The sequence below is a fragment of the Microbacterium sp. NPDC058389 genome (assembly GCF_042722305.1).
Taxonomy (GTDB): domain Bacteria; phylum Actinomycetota; class Actinomycetes; order Actinomycetales; family Microbacteriaceae; genus Microbacterium.
Window position 1 is genome coordinate 87,409 of sequence record NZ_JBHXJQ010000012.1, and the last position, 16,603, is coordinate 104,011.

At 72.1% G+C, this 16,603-nt stretch carries 14 protein-coding genes; 8 read left to right on the plus strand and 6 right to left on the minus strand.

What is annotated here, in order from left to right:
• Window positions 1-36 precede the first annotated feature (36 nt).
• From ACFWJ8_RS15405 to ACFWJ8_RS15430, 6 genes are all read left to right on the plus strand, one after another.
• Complete coding sequence (locus ACFWJ8_RS15405) at window positions 37-429, plus strand: L-rhamnose mutarotase (RefSeq protein WP_378813117.1); 393 nt, start codon at window positions 37-39, stop codon at window positions 427-429.
• Window positions 426-1,592 carry an L-rhamnose isomerase gene (rhaI, locus tag ACFWJ8_RS15410; RefSeq protein WP_378813118.1) on the plus strand — a complete coding sequence of 389 codons (1,167 nt, stop codon included), beginning with the start codon at window positions 426-428 and terminating at the stop codon, window positions 1,590-1,592. The genes ACFWJ8_RS15405 and rhaI overlap by 4 nt, the downstream gene beginning before the upstream one ends.
• A 78-nt stretch (window positions 1,593-1,670) precedes the next feature.
• Window positions 1,671-2,528: an alpha/beta hydrolase fold domain-containing protein gene (locus ACFWJ8_RS15415; protein ID WP_378813121.1), complete on the plus strand. Its 858-nt coding sequence runs from the start codon at window positions 1,671-1,673 to the stop codon at window positions 2,526-2,528.
• A 42-nt stretch (window positions 2,529-2,570) separates the two neighbouring features.
• Window positions 2,571-4,607 carry a bifunctional aldolase/short-chain dehydrogenase gene (locus ACFWJ8_RS15420; RefSeq protein WP_378813123.1) on the plus strand — a complete coding sequence of 679 codons (2,037 nt, stop codon included), beginning with the start codon at window positions 2,571-2,573 and terminating at the stop codon, window positions 4,605-4,607.
• Window positions 4,608-4,803: 196 nt separating this feature from the next.
• Window positions 4,804-6,165, plus strand: a complete 1,362-nt coding sequence (locus ACFWJ8_RS15425) for a rhamnulokinase family protein (protein WP_378813233.1) — start codon at window positions 4,804-4,806, stop codon at window positions 6,163-6,165.
• Complete coding sequence (locus tag ACFWJ8_RS15430; RefSeq protein WP_378813126.1) at window positions 6,162-7,157, plus strand: serine hydrolase domain-containing protein; 996 nt, start codon at window positions 6,162-6,164, stop codon at window positions 7,155-7,157. Before ACFWJ8_RS15425 ends, ACFWJ8_RS15430 begins: the two co-directional genes overlap by 4 nt.
• 12 nt (window positions 7,158-7,169) lie before the next feature.
• Here the strand turns inward: ACFWJ8_RS15430 and ACFWJ8_RS15435 are convergent, their stop codons facing one another.
• From ACFWJ8_RS15435 to ACFWJ8_RS15445, 3 genes are read right to left on the minus strand one after another with little or no spacing between them, the layout of a single operon-like run.
• Entirely contained in the window at window positions 7,170-8,015 is an 846-nt protein-coding gene (locus ACFWJ8_RS15435) for a transglutaminase N-terminal domain-containing protein (RefSeq protein ID WP_378813128.1), read from the minus strand.
• A complete protein-coding gene (locus ACFWJ8_RS15440; RefSeq protein WP_378813131.1) occupies window positions 8,012-8,944 on the minus strand; it encodes an alpha-E domain-containing protein in 933 nt (310 codons plus the stop codon). The genes ACFWJ8_RS15435 and ACFWJ8_RS15440 overlap by 4 nt, the downstream gene beginning before the upstream one ends.
• Entirely contained in the window at window positions 8,938-10,668 is a 1,731-nt protein-coding gene (locus ACFWJ8_RS15445) for a circularly permuted type 2 ATP-grasp protein (protein ID WP_378813134.1), read from the minus strand. The genes ACFWJ8_RS15440 and ACFWJ8_RS15445 overlap by 7 nt, the downstream gene beginning before the upstream one ends.
• 97 nt (window positions 10,669-10,765) lie before the next feature.
• Here ACFWJ8_RS15445 and ACFWJ8_RS15450 point away from each other — a divergent pair, with 97 nt between their 5' ends.
• Complete coding sequence (locus ACFWJ8_RS15450; protein WP_378813137.1) at window positions 10,766-12,388, plus strand: molybdopterin-dependent oxidoreductase; 1,623 nt, start codon at window positions 10,766-10,768, stop codon at window positions 12,386-12,388.
• Window positions 12,389-12,529: 141 nt separating this feature from the next.
• Complete coding sequence (locus ACFWJ8_RS15455) at window positions 12,530-13,213, plus strand: FadR/GntR family transcriptional regulator (protein WP_378813139.1); 684 nt, start codon at window positions 12,530-12,532, stop codon at window positions 13,211-13,213.
• 21 nt (window positions 13,214-13,234) lie between these two features.
• Here ACFWJ8_RS15455 and rocD read toward each other — a convergent pair whose 3' ends face one another.
• The 3 genes from rocD to ACFWJ8_RS15470 form a co-directional block, all read right to left on the minus strand.
• Window positions 13,235-14,428, minus strand: a complete 1,194-nt coding sequence (gene rocD, locus ACFWJ8_RS15460) for an ornithine--oxo-acid transaminase (RefSeq protein ID WP_378813234.1) — start codon at window positions 14,426-14,428, stop codon at window positions 13,235-13,237.
• A gap of 104 nt (window positions 14,429-14,532) precedes the next feature.
• Window positions 14,533-15,423 carry a dimethylargininase gene (gene ddaH / locus ACFWJ8_RS15465; RefSeq protein WP_378813142.1) on the minus strand — a complete coding sequence of 297 codons (891 nt, stop codon included), beginning with the start codon at window positions 15,421-15,423 and terminating at the stop codon, window positions 14,533-14,535.
• Window positions 15,424-15,585: 162 nt separating this feature from the next.
• Entirely contained in the window at window positions 15,586-16,602 is a 1,017-nt protein-coding gene (locus ACFWJ8_RS15470) for an NAD(P)-dependent alcohol dehydrogenase (protein ID WP_378813145.1), read from the minus strand.
• Window position 16,603: the final 1 nt, after the last annotated feature.

Sequence of the window (16,603 nt, forward strand, 5' to 3'; positions counted from 1 at the left end):
CGGAATCGCGGCATCCCCCGTCCCACAGGAGCCCCGATGCCGAGCACCGCGACGAAGCGGATCTGCTTCCAGCTGATGGTCCGCCCTGAGCTGCTCGACGAGTACGTCGCCCGCCACACGCCCGTGTGGCCCGAGATGCTGGCCGAGATCGCCGCCGCGGGCCGCCGCAACTACTCGCTGTTCCTCGGTGGGGGCGGCCGGCTCATCGGCTACTACGAGACAGACGACGACGAGGCCGCGCAGGCGTACCTCGCGGGCTCCGAGGTCGCCGCGCGCTGGGAGGCCGAGATGGGCCGCTTCTTCGTGGCCCTCGACGGGCGGCCCGATCAGGCCGCCATCCCTCTCACCGAGATCTTCAACCTCCACGACCAACTGACCGCGGCGCAGGCCCCGGTCGCCGCATCCGAGAACGAGAGCACCGCATCATGACGACGCTGTCACCCGACATCCTGTCCACGCTCGAGGGGCAGGGCATCGAGCTGCCCAGTTGGGCGTTCGGCAACTCCGGCACGCGCTTCCGCGTGTTCACGACGCCCGGCACGCCCCGCGACCCGTACGAGAAGATCGCCGACGCCGCGCAGGTCAACGCCTTCACGAAGCTCGCCCCGAGTGTCGCGCTCCACATCCCGTGGGACAAGGTCGACGACTACTCCGACCTGCGCCGCCACGCCGAGGACCTCGGCGTCACCCTCGGCACCATCAACTCGAACACGTTCCAGGACGAGGACTACAAGTTCGGGGCGCTCACGCACCACGACGATCGCATCCGCCGGAAGGCGATCGACCACCACCTCGAGTGCATCGACATCATGGATGCCACGGGCTCGCGCGATCTCAAGATCTGGCTCGCTGAGGGGTCGAACTATCCCGGGCAGGGCGACATGCGCGCCCGCCAGGACCGCCTGCAGGACTCGCTGCAGCAGATCTACGCGCGCCTCGGCGACGAGCAGCGCCTCGTGCTCGAGTACAAGTTCTTCGAGCCGGCGTTCTACCACACCGACGTTCCGGACTGGGGCACGTCGTACGCCCAGGTCGCCGCCCTCGGCGACAAGGCGATGGTGTGCCTCGACACCGGGCACCACGCGCCGGGCACCAACATCGAGTTCATCGTGATGCAGCTGCTGCGCCTCGGCAAGCTCGGCTCGTTCGACTTCAACTCGCGCTTCTACGCCGACGACGACCTCATCGTGGGCGCCGCCGACCCGTTCCAGCTGTTCCGCATCATCTTCGAGGTCGTGCGCGGCGGCGGGCTCAACAACCCCGACGTGGCGTTCATGCTCGACCAGTGCCACAACATCGAAGACAAGATCCCGGGCCAGATCCGCTCGGTGCTCAACGTCCAGGAGATGACGGCGCGCGCCCTCCTCGTCGACCGCGAGGCGCTCGCGGCGGCCCAGCAGGCGAACGACGTGCTGGCCGCCAACGCCGTCTTCATGGATGCGTTCTACACCGACGTCCGTCCCGCACTCGCGCAGTGGCGCGAGTCGCGCGGACTCGCGGCCGACCCGATGGCGGCGTATGCGGCATCCGGCTACCAGTCGAAGATCGCGGCCGACCGCGTCGGCGGCACGCAGGCCGGCTGGGGCGCGTAAGCGCCCACTCAGACACACCCGGGGCTCGGGCTGCCGATCCCCGAGCCCCGGGTGCACCATCCGAACCCGAAGGACCCCATGAGCGAGCCTTACTCCGCCGCCGACGGCCTCGTGCGCGTCTATCCCGCACGCGAGCCGAACGGCACGGGCCTGGTGTGGGCGCACGGTGGTGCGTTCGCGTTCGGCGACCTCGACATGCCCGAGTCCGACTGGGTCGCCTCGCAGCTCGCCGCCCGCGGCACGACGGTCGTCTCGGTTGACTACCGCCTCGCGCCCGTCCCGGAAGGGTGGGATGCCGGCGGCCGAGGCCCGGGCGGTCACCACTACCCCGCGGCGTCCGACGACGTGCTCTCGGCGTGGTCGTGGACCGTCGACAACGCCGACCGCCTGCGCGTGGACCGCACGCGCCTCGCGATCGGCGGCACGAGCGCGGGCGGCAACCTCGCCGCCGGCGCGGCGCTGCGGCTGATCGAGCGACGCGCAGAGGTGCGCCCCGCGCTCGCGCTGCTCGCCTATCCGACCCTCCTCGCCGTGCAGCCCGCGCCCGATGCCGCACTCCGCGCCGCCCTCGACGCACAGCCCGAGGCCGACCGCTTCGGTCCCGACCTCGTGCTCTCGATGTACGAGAACTACCTCGGCGGTCCCGCCGACCGTGCCCCGCTCGGTGCGATCCCGGGCCTGGCGCGCCCCGTCGACCTGGTGCAGTTCCCGCCGACGCTGATGGTCAACGGCGAGGTCGACGAGCTGCGGGTGTCGGGCGAGGCCTTCGCCGCGACGCTGCGCGCCGCGGGACGACCCGTCGAGGTCGTCGCCGAGCCGGGCACCGAGCACGGCCATCTGAACCGCCCGCAGGAGGCGGCGGCATCCCTCACCCTCGCACGCTTCGCGGACCGCCTCGCGGCGATCCCGACCCGCCAGAACGCACCGGTCGCCTGACGCCTCGGCGCACCGCCCTGACCACACACGAAGGAACCCGACATGAGCAACCCGGCCGTCACCGACCTGATCACGCGGTCGAACCGCCTCGGCGCCGACCCGAAGAACACCAACTACGCGGGCGGCAACACGTCCGCGAAGGGGACCGAGACCGACCCGGTGACCGGTGAGCCGGTCGAGCTGCTGTGGGTCAAGGGCTCGGGGGGCGACCTGGGCACGCTGAAGCCCGAGGGCCTCGCCGTGCTGCGCCTGGACCGCATGCGCGCGCTCGTCGACGTGTACCCGGGCGTGGAGCGCGAGGACGAGATGGTCGCCGCGTTCGACTACTGCCTGCACGGCAAGGGCGGCGCCGCGCCGTCGATCGACACCGCGATGCACGGACTCGTGGATGCCGCGCACGTGGACCACCTGCACCCCGACGCCGGCATCGCGATCGCGACCGCCGCCGACGGCGAGGCGCTCACCGCGAAGATCTTCGGCGACAAGGTCGTGTGGGTGCCGTGGCGCCGCCCCGGCTTCCAGCTCGGGCTCGACATCGCCGCGATCAAGGCAGCCAACCCGCAGGCGATCGGCACGATCCTCGGCGGCCACGGCATCACCGCGTGGGGCGACACGTCCGATGAGGCAGAGGCGAACTCGCTGTGGATCATCGAGACCGCGCAGGCCTACATCGACGCCAACGGCGCAGGCGACCCGTTCGGCGGCGTCCGCGCCGGATTCGAGGCGCTGCCCGAGTCCGAGCGACGGGCGAAGGCCGCCGCGCTGGCCGCGACGATCCGCGGACTCGCCTCGACCGACAAGCCGATGGTGGGCCACTTCACCGACGCGGCCGTCGTCACCGACTTCCTCGCGTCCGAGAAGGCGCCCGCGCTCGCGGCGCTCGGCACCAGCTGCCCCGACCACTTCCTGCGCACCAAGGTCAAGCCGCTGATCCTCGACCTGCCCGCCGACGCGTCGGTCGAGGCATCCATCGAACGCCTCGGCCAGCTGCACGAGGCCTACCGTGCCGACTACCAGGAGTACTACGACGCACACGCGACGGCCGAGTCGCCCGCGATCCGCGGCGCCGACCCGCTCATCGTGCTGATCCCGGGTGTGGGCATGTTCTCGTACGGCGCGAACAAGCAGACCGCGCGCGTGGCCGGTGAGTTCTACGTCAACGCCATCAACGTCATGCGCGGCGCCGAGGCCCTTTCGACCTACGCGCCGATCTCGGACGCCGAGAAGTTCCGCATCGAGTACTGGGCTCTCGAAGAGGCCAAGCTGCAGCGCATGCCCAAGCCCAAGACCCACCAGGGCCGCATCGCGTTCGTCACCGGCGCCGCGTCGGGCATCGGCAAGGCCATCGCGACGCGCCTGGCGGCCGAGGGCGCGTGCGTCGTCGTCGCAGACCTCGACCTCGAGAAGGCGCAGGCCGGCGCGGCCGAGCTCGGCGGCACCGACGTCGCGATCGGCGTCGCGGCCAACGTCGCCGACGCCGACGGCGTGCAGGCCGCCATCGACGCCACACTGCTGGCCTTCGGCGGCATCGACCTCGTCGTCAACAACGCCGGCCTGTCGCTGTCGAAGCCGCTGCTGGAGACCACCGAGAAGGACTGGGACCTCCAGCACGACGTCATGGCGAAGGGCTCGTTCCTCGTCTCGAAGGCCGCCGCGAAGGCGCTCATCGAGCAGAAGATGGGCGGCGATGTCATCTACATCTCGTCGAAGAACTCCGTCTTCGCCGGCCCGAACAACATCGCATACTCGGCGACGAAGGCCGACCAGGCCCACCAGGTGCGTCTGCTGGCGGTCGAGCTCGGCGAGCATGGCGTGCGCGTCAACGGCATCAACCCGGACGGCGTCGTGCGCGGCTCGGGCATCTTCGCCGCGGGCTGGGGCGCGAACCGCGCGGCGACCTACGGTGTGAAGGAAGAGGACCTCGGCCAGTTCTACGCCAACCGCACGATCCTCAAGCGCGAGGTCGTGCCCGAGAACGTCGCCGACGCGGTCTACGTCCTCACCGGCCCCGAGCTCAGCCGCACCACCGGCCTGCACATCCCCGTCGACTCCGGCGTCGCCGCCGCCTTCCTGCGATGACCGCGCCCGCCCGGCCCCCGGCATCCATCCACCGCGCGGAGCGCGTGCTCTCGCCGACCGCACACGATCGTCGCGCGCGCATCGTGTCGCCTCGACGAGAGCACGGGATCTCGACGGCGCGGTCCGACGCACGGGGCGACCGGTGACGGGCGGCGTCGTGGCGGCGGTCGACCTCGGCGCGACCAGCGGCCGCGTCATGCTCGGCTACGTCGGCGACGGGACGCTGCGACTCGAACAGGTCTCACGGTTCCCGAACGGGCCCGTCGAAGGGCCGGACGGCCTGCACTGGGACTTCACCGCGCTGTACCGGCACATCGTCGATGGCCTCGCCGAGGCACTGCGGCGCGAGCCGGGCATCGCGAGCATCGGGATCGACTCGTGGGCCGTCGACTACGGCTTGGTCCACGGCGACGAGGTGCTCGGCGAGCCGTTCCACTACCGCGACGAGCGCACGGCGCGGGGAGTGGATGCCGTCCACCAGGCCGCCCCGTTCGCCGAGCTGTACCGGCGCAACGGCCTGCAGTTCCTGCCGTTCAACACGCTCTACCAGTACGCCGTCGAGGAGCGCCTGACGGATGCCGATGTCGCGCTGCTGATCCCCGACCTCGTCGCGTTCCTGCTGACCGGAGCGCGCGCGGCCGAGCGGACGAACGCCTCGACGACCGGCCTGGTCGACGTCCGCACCGGCGAGTGGGACCGGGAGCTCGCCGCCCGGCTCGGGCTGCCGGCATCCGTCCTCCCGCCGCTCGTCGATCCGGGCGACACGCTCGGGACACTGCGCGGCGAGGCGCGCGAGCGCATCGGCGCGGCGCTCGAGGTCGTCGCGGTCGGTTCGCACGACACCGCGTCGGCGGTCGTCGCGGTGCCGCTGAGCACCCCCGACGCCGCGTACATCTCGTGCGGCACGTGGGGGCTCGTCGGCGTCGAGCTCGACGCGCCCGTCGTCAGCGATGGGGCGCGCGCGGCGAACTTCACCAACGAGGGCGGCGTCGACGGACGCGTGCGGTTCCTGCACAACGTCACCGGACTGTGGCTGCTGAGCGAGGCCGTGCGCACCTGGGAGGCCGAGGACGGCGCCTCCCTCGACCTTCCCGCGCTGCTCGCCGACGCCGCCGACGTGACCGGCGGCGTCCCGCTGTTCGACGCGAACGACGCACGCCTTGCGGCGCCCGGCGACATGCCGGCGCGCATCGCCGCCGTCATCGCCGAGTCCGGCGCCGAGGTCCCCTCGACCCGGGCCGCGTTCGCGCGCACGATCGTCGAGAGCATCGCCCAGGCGTTCGCGGACGCCGTCGCAACGGCCGGGCGCCTGACCGGGCGCGACGTCGACGTGATCCACGTCGTCGGCGGCGGCGCGCTCAACCGCCTGCTGTGCCAGGCGACCGCGGATCGGTCGGGGCTGCCCGTGCTCGCGGGGCCGGTCGAGGCCACCGCGCTCGGCAACGTGCTGGTGCAGGCGCGCGCGCACGGCTGGTTCGGCCCCGACGCGACGCTGGAGGACCTGCGCCGCGTGGTCGCCGAATCCACGGCTCCCGAACGCTACGAGCCGCACGCGTGACCGGCTACGGCGCCGCGTTCGACTGGGCGCGCGGGCACGTCGAGGCCGGCCGGCTGCCCACCGCCGTGCTGGGCGTCGCGACCGCCGAGGGCATCGTGGCGCTCGACGCGTTCGGCGCGACGGACGGCCGCCCCGCGCAGGTCGACGACCCGTTCTGGCTGTTCTCGATCACCAAGGTGCTGACGGGCCTCACCGCCGCCCGGGCGATCGAGCGCGGGTTCCTCACGACCGAGACGCCCCTGACCGACGCGATCCCCGGATTCGGCGCCACCCGCCCCGCCGACGACGTCGTGCGTCTGCGGCACCTGGTGAGTCACACCGCGGGCATCCCCGAACCGCCCCTCGATCCCGCCGGCGGCCTCGGCGACGCACTGCGCACGCCCGGACGCGACTTCGCCGCCGGCACGGCCTCCCGCTACTCGACGGTGGCGTTCGAAGGCGTCGTCGAACTGCTGCGGCACACCGCCGGATGGGAATGGGATGCCGACATCTCGGCGTGGTCGGCCGGACTCGGCGGTGCGGGCTTCACCCTCGACCCCGCCGCCGGCCCGCACACCGTCGTCGATGCCGAGGGCTGCGGCATCGACATGGCGCGGCTCGCACGCGTCCGCAACGCCGGCGCCGGCATGATCGGCACGGCCGGCGACCTGCTCGCTCTCGGGTCGGCGCTCCTGCGCATCGGGCAGGGCGAGCGCGACGGCGTCGTGCAGCCCGAGACGCTCGCGATGATGCGGCGGCCGCTCACCGGCGACATCCCGAGGCTCGACCCGTACCCGGTCTCCGCGGGCCAGGACTGGGGCTTCACGTTCAACCTGCGCACCCGGGCGCCCGGTCTCATCGACCAGGACGTCTACGGCCACGCCGGCTGGGCGGGCACCGAGTTCTGGGTGCACCCCACCGCGGGTGTCGCCTACGTGCTGCTGACGAACCAGGGCGTCCGCACCGGCGTCGATGCCGATCGGCTCGACAATGCGGTGGTCGCCGCACGCTGAGCCGCGGACGGTTCAGACCTCGCGGGTGATCGTCACCTTGACGTGGAGGTTGCTCTTGAACGGCCCGGCGTACACGCCGCGCAGCGGCGGCACGTCGCCGTAGTCGCGGCCGCGGCCCACGAGCACGTGGCGGTCGCCGATCTCGATGTTGTTCGTGGGGTCGAAGCCCTGCCACTGCCCCGCGAACCATTCGACCCATGCGTGCGACTCACCGGTCACCGCGACGCCGACCTCTGCCGACGGCCGCGGGTGCAGGTAGCCCGACACGTAGCGCGCGGGGATGCCGACGATGCGCAGGGCCCCCAGGGTGATGTGCGCGATGTCTTGGCACACGCCCTTGCGGGCCTCCCACGCCTCGGCGGCGGTCGAGTGCACGCCGGTCACACCGTGCATGTACTCGACGGCATCCCCCACCGCCACCGAGATGGCGTGGGCGGCGCGGCCGGGGTGGTCGTGCTGCGCGGCGATCGAGCGGGCGAGCTCGGCGACCTCGTCGTGCGGCCGGGTGCGGTTCGTGAGCGAGAGCTGCTCGACGGTCTCGATCGAGCGGTTCGACTCGCGGGTCAGTCCGTCCCACGTCACGTCGATGTGCTCGAGCGGGCGCGGACGCACCTCGACGAGCGAGCGCGCCGTGATCGACAGCGCCGAGTGCGGAGTGAGCACGTCGAACGCCGCGACGCGCGTGCCGAAGTAGTCGACGTACTGGTTGACCGACGTCGACGGCTCGATGTCGAGCGACGAGTTGAGCACGAACTGGCTGTCGGTCGAGACGGGCAGCATGCGGGCCTCGTTGTACGACGCCGTGACGTCGCCGCCGTAGCTGAAGCCGGTCTGGTGCTCGATGCGCAGGCGCTTCATGAGATCTCTCCGATCCAGCTCGGCTCGGCCTGCGTCGGGAAGAACCGGCCGCGGATCGCCTCGGATGCCTCGCGTGTGACCTGCTGCACGCGGTCCATGTGGGTAGGCAGCTCGCTGAGGATCTCGGCGATGGGCCGGTACTCCAGGTCGTTGCGGATCTGCCCGAGGGCCCGCAGCACGGTGTTGGAGTGCCCGACGCGGTCGGCGCGGGGGTCGATGGCGCTCATGCACTCCTCGGCGCGCTGGATCGAGTAGATGATCGAGCGCGGAAAGAGACGGTCCAGCAGCAGGAACTCGGCCGCGTTGCGCGCGCTCGGCATGCCGCGGTATGTGCGCAGGTAGGCCTCGTACGCCCCGCATGAGCGCAGGATCGTGGTCCACGACGGCCCTGAGGCCTCGGTCAGCGATCGCGTGGCGAGCAGCCGCGCGGTCATGTCGGTGCGCTCGATGCTGCGACCGAGCGTGAAGAACTGCCAGGCCTCGTCGCGGCTGGTGGACGAATCCTGGATGCCGACGGCCAGTGCCGCGCGTTCACGCACCCACTGGAAGAACTCGTGCACCCGGTCGTTCTGCAGACGCCGCGGCATGCGCGCGTTCGTGGTGTTGAGGGTCTCCCACAGCTCGGTCGAGACGATCTCGCGGGCGCGTCGGGCGTTCTCGCGCGCCGCGGTGAGTGCGTACGCGATGCTCGACGGGTTCATGCGGTCGACGGCCAGTCGCGAGAGGACGTCCTCGCGGCGGACGTGCTCGACGCCCTCGGGCGGGAGCGAGCCCATGACGCTCAGCAGCGACCGGCACGCGGTGTCCTCGTCGATCCACGGGTCTTCCAGCAGCAGCTGCAGGTGCACGTCGAGGATGCGGGCGGTGCCGTCGCTGCGCTCGATGTAGCGGCCGATCCAGAAGAGCGACTCGGCGATGCGGCTCAGCATGAGGCACCTCCGTGTCCCGGTCCGTGAGCTTGTCGAAGGGCCGTCTCGGCGGTCTCGGCGACCGACGCGGTCTGCTGCTGCTGTTCGTGCTGCTCGTGGTTGCTGCGCCCCGGGTCCTGCGGCGAATGCGTGGGCTCGGTCTGCGCGTCGTAGATGATCGGGATCGCAGCCGTCACGTTCGCGGCCTGGTCGGCGACGAGCTCCGAGACGCCGCGGCCCTGGCCGTACTCGACCTGACCGGGGGCGGACCCGCCGACGATCCAGGTGTCCTTCGACCCGCCGCCCTGGCTGGAGTTCACCACGAGCTGCCCCTCAGGAAGGGCGACGCGGGTGAGGCCGCCGGGCAGCACCCAGACGTCCTCGCCGTCGTTCACCGCGAACGGGCGCAGGTCGGCGTGGCGCGGCCGCATCCCGTCCTCGACGAGGGTGGGGATGGTCGACAGCATGACGACGGGCTGTGCGATCCAGCCGCGGGGGTCGGCGAGCAGGTTCTTGCGGAGCTTCTCGAGCTCGGCGGGCGAGGCATCCGGCCCCACGACGAGACCCTTGCCGCCCGAGCCGTCGACCGGCTTCACGACGAGCTCGTCGAGCCGGTCGAGCACCTCCTCCAGGGCGCCCGGATCTTCGAGGCGCCAGGTGTCGACGTTCTTGAGGATCGGCTCCTCGGCCAGGTAGTACCGGATCAGGTCGGGCACATACGTGTAGAGCAGCTTGTCGTCGGCGACGCCGTTGCCGACCGCGTTGGCGATCGTGACGTTGCCCAGGCGTGCGGCGAGCATGAGGCCCGGAGCGCCCAGCATCGAGTCGGCGCGGAACTGCAGCGGGTCGAGGAAGTCGTCGTCGACACGGCGGTAGATGACGTCGACGCGCTTGGGTCCGCGCGTGGTGCGCATGAACACCTTGCCGCCCACGCACAGCAGGTCGCGGCCCTCGACGAGCTCGACGCCCATGAGACGGGCGAGCAGCGTGTGCTCGAAGTAGGCGGAGTTGTAGACGCCCGGCGTCAGCACGACCACGTTGGGGTCCTCGATGCCGGCGGGCGCCGAGGCGCGCAGCGCCGCGAGCAGCTTGTTGGGGTAGTCGCCGACCGGTCGCACGCGCATCGACACGAACAGCTCGGGGAGCGTCTGCGCCATCACCCGGCGGTTGGAGATGACGTAACTGACGCCCGAGGGCACCCGGACGTTGTCTTCGAGCACCCGCATCTCGCCGTGCTCGTCGCGGATGAGGTCGATGCCCGACACCTGGATCCGCACCCCGTTGGCGGGCTGGATGCCGGCGGCCTGGCGATAGAAGTACTGCGAGCTGGAGATCAGCCGGGCCGGGAGCACCTCGTCTCGCACACAGTGCTGGTGTCCGTACGCGTCGGCGAGGAACGCCTCGAGCGCGCGCACGCGCTGCTTGACGCCCGCCTCGACGCGCGACCACTCGTCGAACTCGATGATGCGCGGCACGGCGTCGAGCGGGAACGGCCGCTCCTCACCCGCGAAGTCGAACGTGACGCCCTGCGCGAGGTACGAGCTCGCGAGCGAATCAGTGCGTCCGCGCAGCTCCTCCTGCGTCATCTGCGCCAGCGCCTGATACAGCTCTCGATAGGCCTCGCGCGACTCGGCCAGGGCACCGGGGTGAGCCGGGCTCCCGAACATCTCGTCGAACGCGGGCACCCCCGAGGGCGTCTTGCGCGGCGCGAGCGTCGAGCCGTAGCCGTCGAACAGATCACCCATGCCAAGAGCCTAATGCGGCCTGGATTGCGGACATGTTTCGCGGCGCGCGACGACGAGAGACGATGCGGATGCCGCGCCCCGAACGTACGCTTCTGTCATGGCTCGTTCGTCCCGGCGGGACCGCGTTCCGGCGCCCCTGGCGTGGGCTGCGGGCGTGGCCGCCGTCGTGCTCGGAGCCGGGCTGGGCGAGCTCACCGCGGCGGTGGTCGCGCCGTCGTCGAGCCCCGTCGCCGTCATCGGCGGCGCACTCATCGACGCGGCTCCGCCGTGGGCGAAGGACACCGCGATCGCGCTGTTCGGGACGGGCGACAAGGCCGCGCTGCTGACCGGCATCGGCGTGGCGATGATCGTGCTCGCCGCCCTCGCCGGGTGGCTCGAGGCCCGGCTGGCTCCGTGGGGTGCGGCGGTCGTCGCGTTCTTCGGCACCGCCGGCGCGGTCGTCGCGGCGACGCGCCCCGGTGCGGGTGCGCTGGCATGGCTGCCGGCCGTGGTCGCGGGCGCGGTCGGCGCCGTGGCGCTGTGGCTGCTGGTCGGGCTGCTGCGTCCACGGCCGGAGCGCACCCCTCGGGAATCGACCGAGGCGGATGCCGCGACCGGCGGCGAGGAGGTCGCAGCACCGAGGAGTTCGAGCGCCCCCGCCCCCGACGGGCAGCCGAGCCGCCGGACCTTCTTCGCCTGGGCCGGAGCGGCGACCGTCGTCGGGATCGTGGCGGTGGCGGTCGGCGGTCTGCGCAGCGCGGCGTCGACGGGCGTGGCCGCAGCGCGGCGCGCGCTGCGGCTGCCGGAACCGGCGGTGGCGGCATCCCCCGTCCCGGCCGGTGCCGAACTCGACCTGCCGGGCCTCGCCGACGTCGTGACCCCGAACGACAGCTTCTACCGCATCGACACGGCGCTCATCGTGCCCGAGGTGGACCCGTCGGAGTGGCGGCTGCGGATCCACGGCATGGTCGCCCACGAGGTGGAGCTGACGTGGGACGAGCTGCTCGCGCTGCCGCTGCAGGAGTCGTGGACGACGCTCACGTGCGTGTCGAACGAGGTGGGCGGAAGCCTGATCGGCAATGCGCGGTGGCTGGGGTATCCGGTGCGCGAGCTGCTCGCCCGTGCGCAGCCCGCCGCGGACGCCGACATGGTGCTGTCGCGGTCGGTCGACGGGTTCACGGCATCCACTCCCCTCGAAGCACTCACCGACGAGCGCGACGCGATCCTCGCGGTCGGCATGAACGGCGAGCCGCTGCCGCTGGAGCACGGCTTCCCGGTGCGCATGGTCGTGCCGGGGCTGTACGGCTACGTGTCGGCCACGAAGTGGGTCGTCGACCTGGAGGTGACGAGGTTCGATCAGGCCCGCGCGTACTGGACCGACCGAGGGTGGTCCGAGCGCGGACCCATCAAGCTCGAGTCGCGCATCGACGTACCGCGCCGCGAGCAGGGCCTCAAGGCCGGCGACGTGATGATCGCGGGCGTGGCGTGGCAGCAGCAGGTGGGGGTCGAACGCGTCGAGGTGCGCATCGACGAGGGCGAATGGCAGACCGCCACGCTCGCCACCGCGATCTCGGACGACACGTGGGTGCAGTGGAGCTTCCCGTGGACGGCCGACAAGGGCGATCACGTCATCCAGTGCCGGGCGACCAGCAAGACGGGCGAGGTGCAGACCGAGACCGAGGCGCCGCCCGCCCCCGACGGCGCGACGGGCTGGCATTGGCGGACGGTCTCGGTGTTCTGATGCCCTCACCGGGCGCCGTGCGCGCGCCGGATATGTCCAGGTGTCCACAGGTTTCCGCGTACCGGACGCGCGTGACCGGAGAGCCCGATAGCATGCGGTGAGGACCGGCCGCTGGGGAGCGCCGGTACGTGGGAGGTATGGGTGCCTGATCCGTTGGAGCTGCTCGTCGCGCGTCTCATCGAGCTCGCGACGATCGACGAGACCATCGGCATGCGCCGCCTGCCGCCCGAACGCGAACTGTGCGACGCGCTGGGCATGAGCCGCGGCACGCTGCGCGAGCAGCTCGCCGTTCTGGAGCGGCTGGGATTCCTCACCCGTACGCAGGGCCGTGGCACCTACCTCAGCAACCCGTCGTACGACTTCGTGCGCACGTTCTTCGCGATCGCCCGCGAACTCGGGCACCTCACGGACGACGAGTTCTCGGAGTCCCGCGTGCTGCTCGAAGAGGCGCTCGCCGAGGCCGCCGCGCGGCGTGCGACCCCCGATGAGGTCGCGGAGCTGCGCGCGGTCGTCGACCGCATGGTCGCCTCGCAGGCCGCCGGCGACTCCCACGACGCGCAGGAGGCGGACGTCGCCTTCCACCGTCGGCTGCAGACCGTCGTCGACAACTCGGTGCTGCAGTTCCTCCACGAGGGGCTCAGCCATGTGCTCCGCGACGACATCGCCGCACGCCGGCTCGCGGTCGCCGAGGCGCCGGAGGACGTCCGCACCGACAGCATCCACTACGAGATCGTCGACGCGATCGCCGCCGGTGACCCTGCGGGAGCCCGTTCGGCGATGCGCCGGCACTTCGGCGGCCGCGCGCCGGGCGTCCGCTCGGCCTGAGACCCCGGGCCGTCGGTCGGCTCAGGCGGCGAGCACCGTCCGCAGCTGCTCGACCGCCCAGTCGAGCTCGGTCGCGCGGATGACGAGCGGCGGCGCGATGCGGATCGTCTGACCGTGCGTGTCCTTGGCGAGCACGCCGCGGGCGATGAGACGCTCGGCGATCTCGCGGCCCGTGCCGACGGCCGGGTCGATGTCGACGCCGGCCCACAGCCCCGCGACGCGCACGGCGGTGACGCCGTGGCCGACGAGCTCCTGCAGCTTCGCCTCGAGGTGCTCCCCGAGCAGCTTCGCGCGCCCCTGGAACTCTCCGGTCTGCAGCATCTCGACGACCCGCAGCCCGACGGCCGCCGCGAGCGGGTTGCCGCCGAACGTCGAGCCGTGCTCGCCCGGGCGGATCACGCCGAGCACGTCGCGGTCGGCGACCACGGCCGAGACGGGGAGGATGCCGCCGCCCAGCGCCTTGCCGAGCAGATACACGTCGGGCACGACGCCCTCACGATCGCATGCGAAGGTCTCGCCGACGCGGCCGAGGCCGGACTGGATCTCGTCGGCGATGAACAGCACGCCGCGCGCCGTGCAGATCTCGCGCACCGCGCGCAGGTAGCCCTCGGGCGGCAGGATGACGCCCGCCTCGCCCTGGATGGGCTCGATGAGGACGGCGACCGTCTCGGGGGTGATCGCAGCCTCGATCGCCGCGGCGTCGCCGAACGGCACCGACACGAAGCCGGGCGTGAACGGACCGAACCCGTCGCGGGCGGACTCGTCGTCGCTGAAGCCGACGATCGTGGTCGTGCGGCCGTGGAAGTTGCCGTGCGCGACGACGATGGTCGCGGCATCCGCCGGCACGCCCTTGACGCGGTAGCCCCACGCGCGGGCGACCTTGATGCCCGTCTCGACGGCCTCGGCACCGGTGTTCATCGGCAGCACGAGGTCCTTGCCGCACAGCGCGGCGAGCGCCGCCGCGAACGGCCCGAGCCGGTCGTTGTGGTACGCGCGACTCGTGAGCGTGAGGCGGCCCAGCTGCTCCTGCGCGGCCGCGACGATCGCGGGATGCCCGTGGCCGAAGTTCAGCGCCGAGTAGGCCGACAGCAGGTCGAGGTACCGCTTGCCCTCGACGTCGGTCACCCACGCGCCCTCGCCGCGCGAGATCACGACAGGCAGCGGGTGGTAGTTGTGGGCGAGGTGCTCCTCCTCGCCGGCGATGATCCGGATCATCGCCGTGTCGGTGAGCGCCCGCTCCCCGAGGTCGGGCCGGTCCCCGAGGTCGGACCGATCCCCGAGCTTGTCGAGGGGTGTCGAGGTCATGTCTGCTCCTCCGCTCAGCGCCGCAGCTCGAGAGTGCAGCACTTGATGCCGCCACCGCCGAGCAGCAGCTCGGACAGGTCCACCAGCACCGGGTCGTACCCGCGCTCACGCAGCTGCGCCTCGAAGCCGGTCGCACGCGGCGAGATGATCACGTTGCGGCCGTCGCTGGCCGAGTTGAGCCCGAACACGGCCCCGTCGGCGTCGGCGACCTTGATGGCGTCAGGGTAGCGCTCGGCGAGGATCGCCTGGCAGCGCGCGTCGAAGGCGTGCTCGAGGTACGCGATGTTGGCCTTGTCGACGCCGCCCGGACCCTGCACGGGGTCGAGCACCGAGATGGCGGTGTCGAGGTGGTAGAACCGCGGGTCGACGAGCGTCAGGCTCACGACCTCCTTGCCGAACACGTCGGCGAGCTCGCGGTGGCTGTCGCCGGTGGAGCGGAACCCGGTGCCGGCGAGGATCGTGTCGCCCACGAGCAGGAAGTCGCCCTCGCCCTCGTTGACCTCGACCGGCGCCGCCACCTCGAAGCCGTTGTCGCGGAACCAGTCCATGAACGCGGGCCCCTCGGGCACCCGCTCCTGGTAGCGGAACTTCGCACCGTACGCCACGCCGCCGATCACGAACCCGCCGTTGGCGGTGTAGACCATGTCGGGAAGGCCGGGGATCGGGTCGATCAGCTGCACGTCATGCCCGAGCGCAAGGTACGTGTCGTACAGCGCCTGCCATTGCCGCACCGCGAGGGCGGTGTCGGTCGGGTTCGCCGGCTCCATCCAGGGGTTGATCGTGTAGCTCACCGTGAAGTGCTCGGGACGGCACATCAGGTAGCTGCGGTGCTGCTGGATCCGGCCGGTCCCTGAGCCCGTCGAAGGGGCGGTCTCGGCGGGTGCGGGCGCGATGTCGTTGGACATGTGTCTCCTTGCGAAGTACGGCGGACGCTGTCCAGAGGCCCGGCGGCTCCACCTCACTCGGTCCAGAGCTTGGCGAAGAGCAGTCCCGGGCACGCCAGACCCATTGTCTCACGCCCGCCGCGCGCGGACGGGGAACCGGGAGGGAATCCGGATGCCGCGACCTCAGTCCGCGAGCACCACGATCTTGCCGGCGACGTGGCCTTCTGCGACCTCGGCCAGCGCCGCGCCCGCGCCGCCGAACGGGGCGGTGCGCGAGACGACCGGACGCAGCTCCCCCGCGTCGGCGAGCGCGACGAGCTCGGCCAGCACGTCGGGCTCGGCCGTCGCGGCGAGCGGCACGAGCGGACGCTTCGACCCGATCGACAGCAGTCCTGCCCGCAGCAGGCGCCCGATCGGGCCGAGCACGCGGCCGCCCTCGCCCGACACCAGCACGACCCGGCCGCCGTCGCGCACAAGCCGCCGCAGCACCCGCAGCGAAGCGGTGCCGGCGATGTCGACCACGGCGTCGAACGCACCGTGGCCGAGTTCGGCCGCGCCGGGCTGCACGCGACGGTAGTCGAAGGTGCGGGCCGCGCCGAGCGATTCGACGAGGGCGCGGTTGCGTTCGCCGCACAGGGCCCACACCTCGGCTCCGCGCAACGCGGCGAGCTGCACGGCGAAGGTGCCGACGCCGCCCGACGCCCCGATCACGAGCACTCGTGCGGGCTCGGAGCCGGCGGCGCCGAGCCGGGCCTTCTCGAGGGCCTGCCAGGCCGTCCCGCCCGCGACGGGCAGGGCCGCAGCGAGCACGGGATCCAGCGTGTCCGGCCGCGACACCAGACGCTGCGCGGGAGCGGATGCGAACCGCGCGAGCCCGCCGCCGGGCAGCTCGCCGACGACCTCGTCGCCGACCGCGACCCCGGTCACGCCCTCACCGACGGCGACCACGGTGGCGGCGGCATCCATCCCCCGCACCGGCTGCCGGGGTCGGCGGAGCCCGAACGCGAGGCGCAGGAGCAGCGGCTCGCCGCGCATGACGCGGATGTCGCCGTTGTTGAGGCCGGTCGCCCGCAGGCGCAGCAGCACCTCGCCGCGGGCGGGCGCCGGCACGGCGGCGCTTCCGAGGGTCACGGCGTCGGCTTCGCCGTAACGGCGCTGCCGCCAGGCCGGCATGGTCGGGGTGGACGTCTGGCCGGACATG

Coding starts and splice junctions, on each gene's coding strand:
- ACFWJ8_RS15405 (WP_378813117.1), top strand. CDS start 37: ATGCCGAGCACCGCGACGAAGCGGATCTGCTTCCAGCTGATGGTCCGC.
- rhaI (WP_378813118.1), top strand. CDS start 426: ATGACGACGCTGTCACCCGACATCCTGTCCACGCTCGAGGGGCAGGGC.
- ACFWJ8_RS15415 (WP_378813121.1), top strand. CDS start 1,671: ATGAGCGAGCCTTACTCCGCCGCCGACGGCCTCGTGCGCGTCTATCCC.
- ACFWJ8_RS15420 (WP_378813123.1), top strand. CDS start 2,571: ATGAGCAACCCGGCCGTCACCGACCTGATCACGCGGTCGAACCGCCTC.
- ACFWJ8_RS15425 (WP_378813233.1), top strand. CDS start 4,804: ATGCTCGGCTACGTCGGCGACGGGACGCTGCGACTCGAACAGGTCTCA.
- ACFWJ8_RS15435 (WP_378813128.1), bottom strand. CDS start 8,015: ATGAAGCGCCTGCGCATCGAGCACCAGACCGGCTTCAGCTACGGCGGC.
- ACFWJ8_RS15440 (WP_378813131.1), bottom strand. CDS start 8,944: ATGCTGAGCCGCATCGCCGAGTCGCTCTTCTGGATCGGCCGCTACATC.
- ACFWJ8_RS15445 (WP_378813134.1), bottom strand. CDS start 10,668: ATGGGTGATCTGTTCGACGGCTACGGCTCGACGCTCGCGCCGCGCAAG.
- ACFWJ8_RS15450 (WP_378813137.1), top strand. CDS start 10,766: ATGGCTCGTTCGTCCCGGCGGGACCGCGTTCCGGCGCCCCTGGCGTGG.
- rocD (WP_378813234.1), bottom strand. CDS start 14,428: ATGATCCGGATCATCGCCGGCGAGGAGGAGCACCTCGCCCACAACTAC.
- ddaH (WP_378813142.1), bottom strand. CDS start 15,423: ATGTCCAACGACATCGCGCCCGCACCCGCCGAGACCGCCCCTTCGACG.
- ACFWJ8_RS15470 (WP_378813145.1), bottom strand. CDS start 16,602: ATGTCCGGCCAGACGTCCACCCCGACCATGCCGGCCTGGCGGCAGCGC.